This window comes from Achromobacter sp. DMS1, assembly GCF_001270295.1.
Genome location: NZ_LHSJ01000305.1, coordinates 1 through 4,717, shown reverse-complemented (window position 1 = coordinate 4,717; position 4,717 = coordinate 1). Strand labels below are relative to the sequence as shown.

5 protein-coding genes are annotated in these 4,717 nt (G+C 69.1%); 4 read left to right on the top strand and 1 reads right to left on the bottom strand.

Annotated elements, in window-relative coordinates; all coding sequences use genetic code 11:
* The 4 genes from AD428_RS23065 to AD428_RS23050 all read left to right on the top strand — a co-directional run.
* Positions 1-955: ABC transporter substrate-binding protein (locus tag AD428_RS23065; protein WP_053246708.1), on the top strand; the 955-nt coding region annotated here is incomplete at its 5' end.
* On the top strand, positions 955-1,725 hold the full coding sequence (locus AD428_RS23060) for an ABC transporter ATP-binding protein (RefSeq protein WP_053246707.1): 771 nt from the start codon (positions 955-957) through the stop codon (positions 1,723-1,725). The genes AD428_RS23065 and AD428_RS23060, both read left to right, overlap by 1 nt.
* Before the next feature lie 11 nt (positions 1,726-1,736).
* On the top strand, positions 1,737-2,591 hold the full coding sequence (locus AD428_RS23055; protein ID WP_053246706.1) for an ABC transporter permease: 855 nt from the start codon (positions 1,737-1,739) through the stop codon (positions 2,589-2,591).
* Between the two features lie 157 nt (positions 2,592-2,748).
* Positions 2,749-3,528, top strand: coding sequence for an SDR family oxidoreductase (locus AD428_RS23050; protein ID WP_053246705.1), 780 nt, complete (start codon positions 2,749-2,751; stop codon positions 3,526-3,528).
* Between the two features lie 52 nt (positions 3,529-3,580).
* Here the strand turns inward: AD428_RS23050 and AD428_RS23045 are convergent.
* A partial coding sequence (locus tag AD428_RS23045; RefSeq protein WP_235491085.1) for a thiamine pyrophosphate-dependent enzyme occupies positions 3,581-4,717 on the bottom strand: 1,137 nt, incomplete at its 5' end.

Sequence of the window (4,717 nt, the reverse complement as noted above, 5' to 3'; positions counted from 1 at the left end):
CAAGCTCGGCCGCGCGGCCTACGGGCAGGGCAGCATCGACCCCTTCTTCGCGGCGGGCTACGTGGCGCTGAAAAAGGGCTACTTCGCCGAAGGCGGGCTGGACGTCGAATACCTGAACTCGCAAAGCGGGCCGCGCACCAACCAGCTGCTGGCGGCCGGGCAGATCGTATTTGGCGCCACCGCGGCCACCGCGGCGCCCGCGCTCACGCTGGCCGGCAAGCCGGCCGCGCTGGTCTTCGGCTTCGACCGCAAGCTCACCTACGCCAACATCATCGTGCGCCGCGAAGACTACGAAAGCGGCAAGATCAAGACGCTGAAAGACCTGGCGGGCAAGCGCGTGGGCGCCACCCAGCCGCAGTCCAGCACCTGGCTGATGGCGCTCTACCTCATGCAGAAGGCCGGCGTGGCCGACAAGGTCGACATCCGCCCCCTGGGCGACCTGGCCACCATGCTGGGCGCGCTCAAGACCGGCTCGGTATCGGCCACCATGGCCACCATGTCCATGATGGAACAGGCGCGCGAGGAAGGCTGGGGCGTGCCCATCTTCGACGCCACCACCGAAAGCTCCTGGCAGGAATTCATGGGCGGCGACGTGCCCGGCATCGCGGCGCTGACGCTGGCCGACACCATCCAGAAGCGCCCCGAAGTCGTGCAAGCATTCGTGGGCGGGCTCGTCAAGGCGCAGGATTTCATTTCCGCCAACAGCGCGGCGGCCGTCACCGACGCCATCTACGACGACTACCTCAATGCCTTTCCGCGCGCCGCCATCGAGAAAACGCTGGGCGTCTACAAGGAAACCGTGTTCCTCAAGGACAACCTCATCACCGAAGACGCCTACCAGCGCATGGCCGGCATCATGGGCGACGGCCGCCAGTTCTCCAACGAGGAACTCAAGAACGCGCCCTACGCGAAATGCGTGGACATGAGCTTCGTGCGGCGCGCGCGGGGCCTGTGATGATCTCGCTGGACCACGTGGGCAAGGCCTACCAGACGCGCCAGGCCACCACGCATGCGGTGGGCGACGTGAGCCTGGACATCGCGGCGGGCGAGTTCGTTTCCATCGTCGGCCCTTCGGGCTGCGGCAAGAGCACGCTGCTCAACATGATCGCCGGCTTCCTGCGGCCCACCGCCGGCCAGATCCGCGTGGACGGCCGGGTGGTGGACGGCCAGGTGCCGCCCGCGCTGGGCTACATCTTCCAGAAGGACACGCTGCTGCCGTGGTTCAGCGTCAGGAAGAACGTGGCGCTGGGCCTGAAGTTCCGGGGCGTGCCGGCCGACCGCATCGCGCACCGCGTGGCGGAGCTGCTGGAGCTGGGCCATCTTTCCGCTTTCGCCGACGCCTACCCGCACCAGCTTTCCGGCGGCATGCGCCGGCGCGTGGCGCTGCTGATGAGCCTGGCCGTGGAGCCGCGCATCCTGCTGCTGGACGAACCCTTCGGCGCGCTGGACACGCACACCAAGACCCACCTGCACCGCGAGCTGATCGACATCTGGCGCAAACTGGGGCAGACCATCGTCATGGTCACGCACGACCTGGACGAGGCCATCACCCTCTCGGACCGCGTGGTGGTGCTGTCCGGACCGCCCAGCCGCGTGCTGCTCGACGAGCGCATCGCCATCCCGCATCCGCGCGACGTCTTCACGCTGCGCGAAACCCCGCAGTTCACGGCCCACGTGCAAAGCCTCTGGAGCGTGCTCGGACAACAGTTCCGCGCCGCCGCCTGATTCCTCCATCCATGTCCGATTTCGCTTCCTCCGACTCCCTGCAGGACCGGCTGCGCCAGGACCGCCGCGCCGGCGCGGCCCGGCGGCTGCGCATCACGCTGTGGCAGGCGCTCATCCTGGCCCTCATCCTGGGCGCCTGGGAAATCCTCACCCGCATCCCGTGGTTCGTGCAGAACACGCTGTTCGACCCGTTCTTCATCAGCCAGCCGTCGCGCGTGGCCGTGCGGCTCTGGGAATGGCTGCAGCCCGGGCCCCGCTCGGTCTGGCCGCACCTGTGGCTGACGCTGCAGGCCACGCTGGCGGGCCTGGCGGTGGGCGTGGCCAGCGGCTTCCTGGTCGGCATGACGCTGTCGCGCAGCCGCTTCCTGGCCGACGTCTTCAACCCCTTCATCGTGGCCTTCAACTCCATGCCGCGCATCGCCTTCGTGCCGCTCATCACCATGTTCTTCGGATTGGGCCTGGCCTCGAAAGTGGTGACCTCGTGGTTCGTGGTGTTCTTTCTGGTGTTCTTCAATACCTACAAGGGCGGGCGCAGCGTGGAACGCGAGCTGGTGGACTTCTGCCGCACGCTGGGCGGTTCGCCGCGCCAGATTCTGTGGCGCGTGCGCGTGCCCACGGTCGCCGCATGGACTTTCGCGGCCCTGCCCAACGCCATCAGCTTCGCCCTCATCGGCGTGGTGCTGGCGGAGTTCGTGGGCTCCACCACGGGCATGGGCTATCTCATGATTACCGCGCTGGCCACGCTGAACGCCACCGACATGTTCGCCGCCGTGACGCTGCTGTCGGTGGTGGGCATCGCCCTGGTCTATTGCGTTACCTGGCTGGAACGGCGCCTGCTGCATTGGGCGCCGGAGTTCCGCGAATGAATGTGCCCCCCTCCCCCGAAGCGCCCTCCGCGCTGCTCCCTCAAGGGGGCGCCGCTGCGGACCGGCAGAGCCGGATCCGCGATGATGGCTGTGGGGTGTCCGATGGAACGAGGACTTATGATGCGTTGCGTGTGATGCGCTGTGATGGAGAGTTGAGATGAGTGTGCTGCCTTATCTGCGCAATTTCGAGCTGGGCGGGCAGGTCGCGCTGGTGACGGGGTCGGCGCGCGGGCTCGGATTGTGCATTGCGCGGGCGCTGGCGGGCTGTGGCGCGCGCGTGCTGATCAATGGCCGCAATGCGCAGGCGGCCCACGCGGCGGCGGATGCGCTGAAGGGCGAGGGGCTGGACGCGCATGCGCTGGCCTTCGATGTCAGCGACGATGCGGCGATGGCCCGGGCCTTTGGCCGCATCGATGCCGAGCACGGGCGGCTGGACATCCTGGTCAACAACGTGGGCGCGCGCAATCGCAAGACGCTGGCGGACACGTCGCCCGCCGAAATCCGCGAACTGATCGACACGGACCTGGTGGCCGGGCTGCTGCTGTCCAAGTTCGCGGCCGAGCGCATGGTGCGCCAGGGCGGCGGACGGCTGATCGCGATCACATCCGTGGTCGGCGAACTGGCGCGCGCGGGCGACGCGGTGTATCCGGCCGCCAAACAGGGCCTGACCGGCATGGTGCGCGCGCTGGCGGCCGAGTTCGGCGGCCGCGGCATTACCAGCAACGCCATCGCGCCGGGCACGTTCGCCACCGAAACCAATGCCGGCATGGTGGCCGACCCCGCGGTCGGCCCGCGCATCGCCGCGCGCAATCCCATGGGCCGCTGGGGCGAGCCGGAGGAAATCGCCGGCGCGGCCGTGTTCCTGGCCTCGCGCGCGGCGTCCTACGTCAACGGGCACGTGCTGGTGGTGGACGGCGGGCTGTCGATCCAGTTCTGAAAGAAAGGGCCCCCATGCCGCGCTGCGCGCGGGCTGCGCCGAGGGGGCCGGGTCAGGTCGTTTCGTCCTGATACCAGACGCCTTCGGCCAGCATCATGCGGTGATGGCCTTCGCCGGCCGGCATCATGGGAAAGCAGTTTTCCTGGGCGGCCACGGCCACATCCAGGAAGTAGGGGCCGTCGTGCGCCAGGCAGGCCGCCAGCGCGGCGTCCAGTTCGGCGGGATCTTCCACGCGCGCCGCTCCCCAGCCGAAGGCGCGCGCCAGCGCCACGAAATCCGGCAGCGACGCGTTGTAGCTGTGGCTGTAGCGCCCGCCATGGATCAGTTCCTGCCACTGGCGCACCATGCCCATGTAGCCGTTGTTGCACAGCACGACCTTGACCGGCGTGCGGTGCTGCATGGCGGTGGACAGCTCCTGGATGTTCATCAGCACCGAGGCGTCGCCGCTCACGCACACCACGGTCTTGTCCGGATGCGCCACCTGGGCGCCGATGGCGGCGGGCACGCCGTATCCCATGGTGCCCGCGCCGCCGGACGTGAGCCAGCGCCCCGGGCGGTCGAAGCGCAGGTATTGCGCGGCCCACATCTGGTGCTGGCCAACGTCGGTGGACACCACCGCATCGCGGCCGGCCAGCGCCGCATTCAGGCGCGACATCAGGTGCTGGGGCAGGATGGCGTCGGCGGCGGGCGCATAAGCCAGGCAGTCGCGGGCGCGCCAGGCCTCGATGCGCCGCCACCAGGGCGCCAGCCGCGCCGGGTCCGGCGCCGCATCGCCCAGCTCGGCGCGCAGCGCGCGCACCAGCGGCAGGCAATCGCCCACCAGGGCCACGTCCACCCGCACCACCTTGTTGATGGACGCCGGGTCGATATCGATGTGGATCTTGCGCGCATGGGGACAGAATTCGGAGAGCTTGCCCGTGATGCGGTCGTCGAAGCGCGCCCCGATGCACACCACCAGGTCGGCGTTGTGCATGGCCAGGTTGGCCTCCACCGTGCCATGCATGCCCAGCATGCCCACGAACTGCGGGCTGGATGCCGGGAACGCGCCCAGGCCCATGAGCGTGAGCGTGCAGGGCGCGCCGGTGTGGCGCACCAGCTCGCCGAAAGCCTCGCAAGCCTGCGCGCCGGCATTCACCAGGCCGCCGCCGCCGTAGAAGATGGGCCGGCGCGCCTGCGCGATGAGCGCCGC

What these genes read in the sequence shown, in the direction of transcription:
- AD428_RS23060 (WP_053246707.1), top strand. Translation starts at nt 955, where the DNA reads ATGATCTCGCTGGACCACGTGGGCAAGGCCTACCAGACGCGCCAGGCC.
- AD428_RS23055 (WP_053246706.1), top strand. Translation starts at nt 1,737, where the DNA reads ATGTCCGATTTCGCTTCCTCCGACTCCCTGCAGGACCGGCTGCGCCAG.
- AD428_RS23050 (WP_053246705.1), top strand. Translation starts at nt 2,749, where the DNA reads ATGAGTGTGCTGCCTTATCTGCGCAATTTCGAGCTGGGCGGGCAGGTC.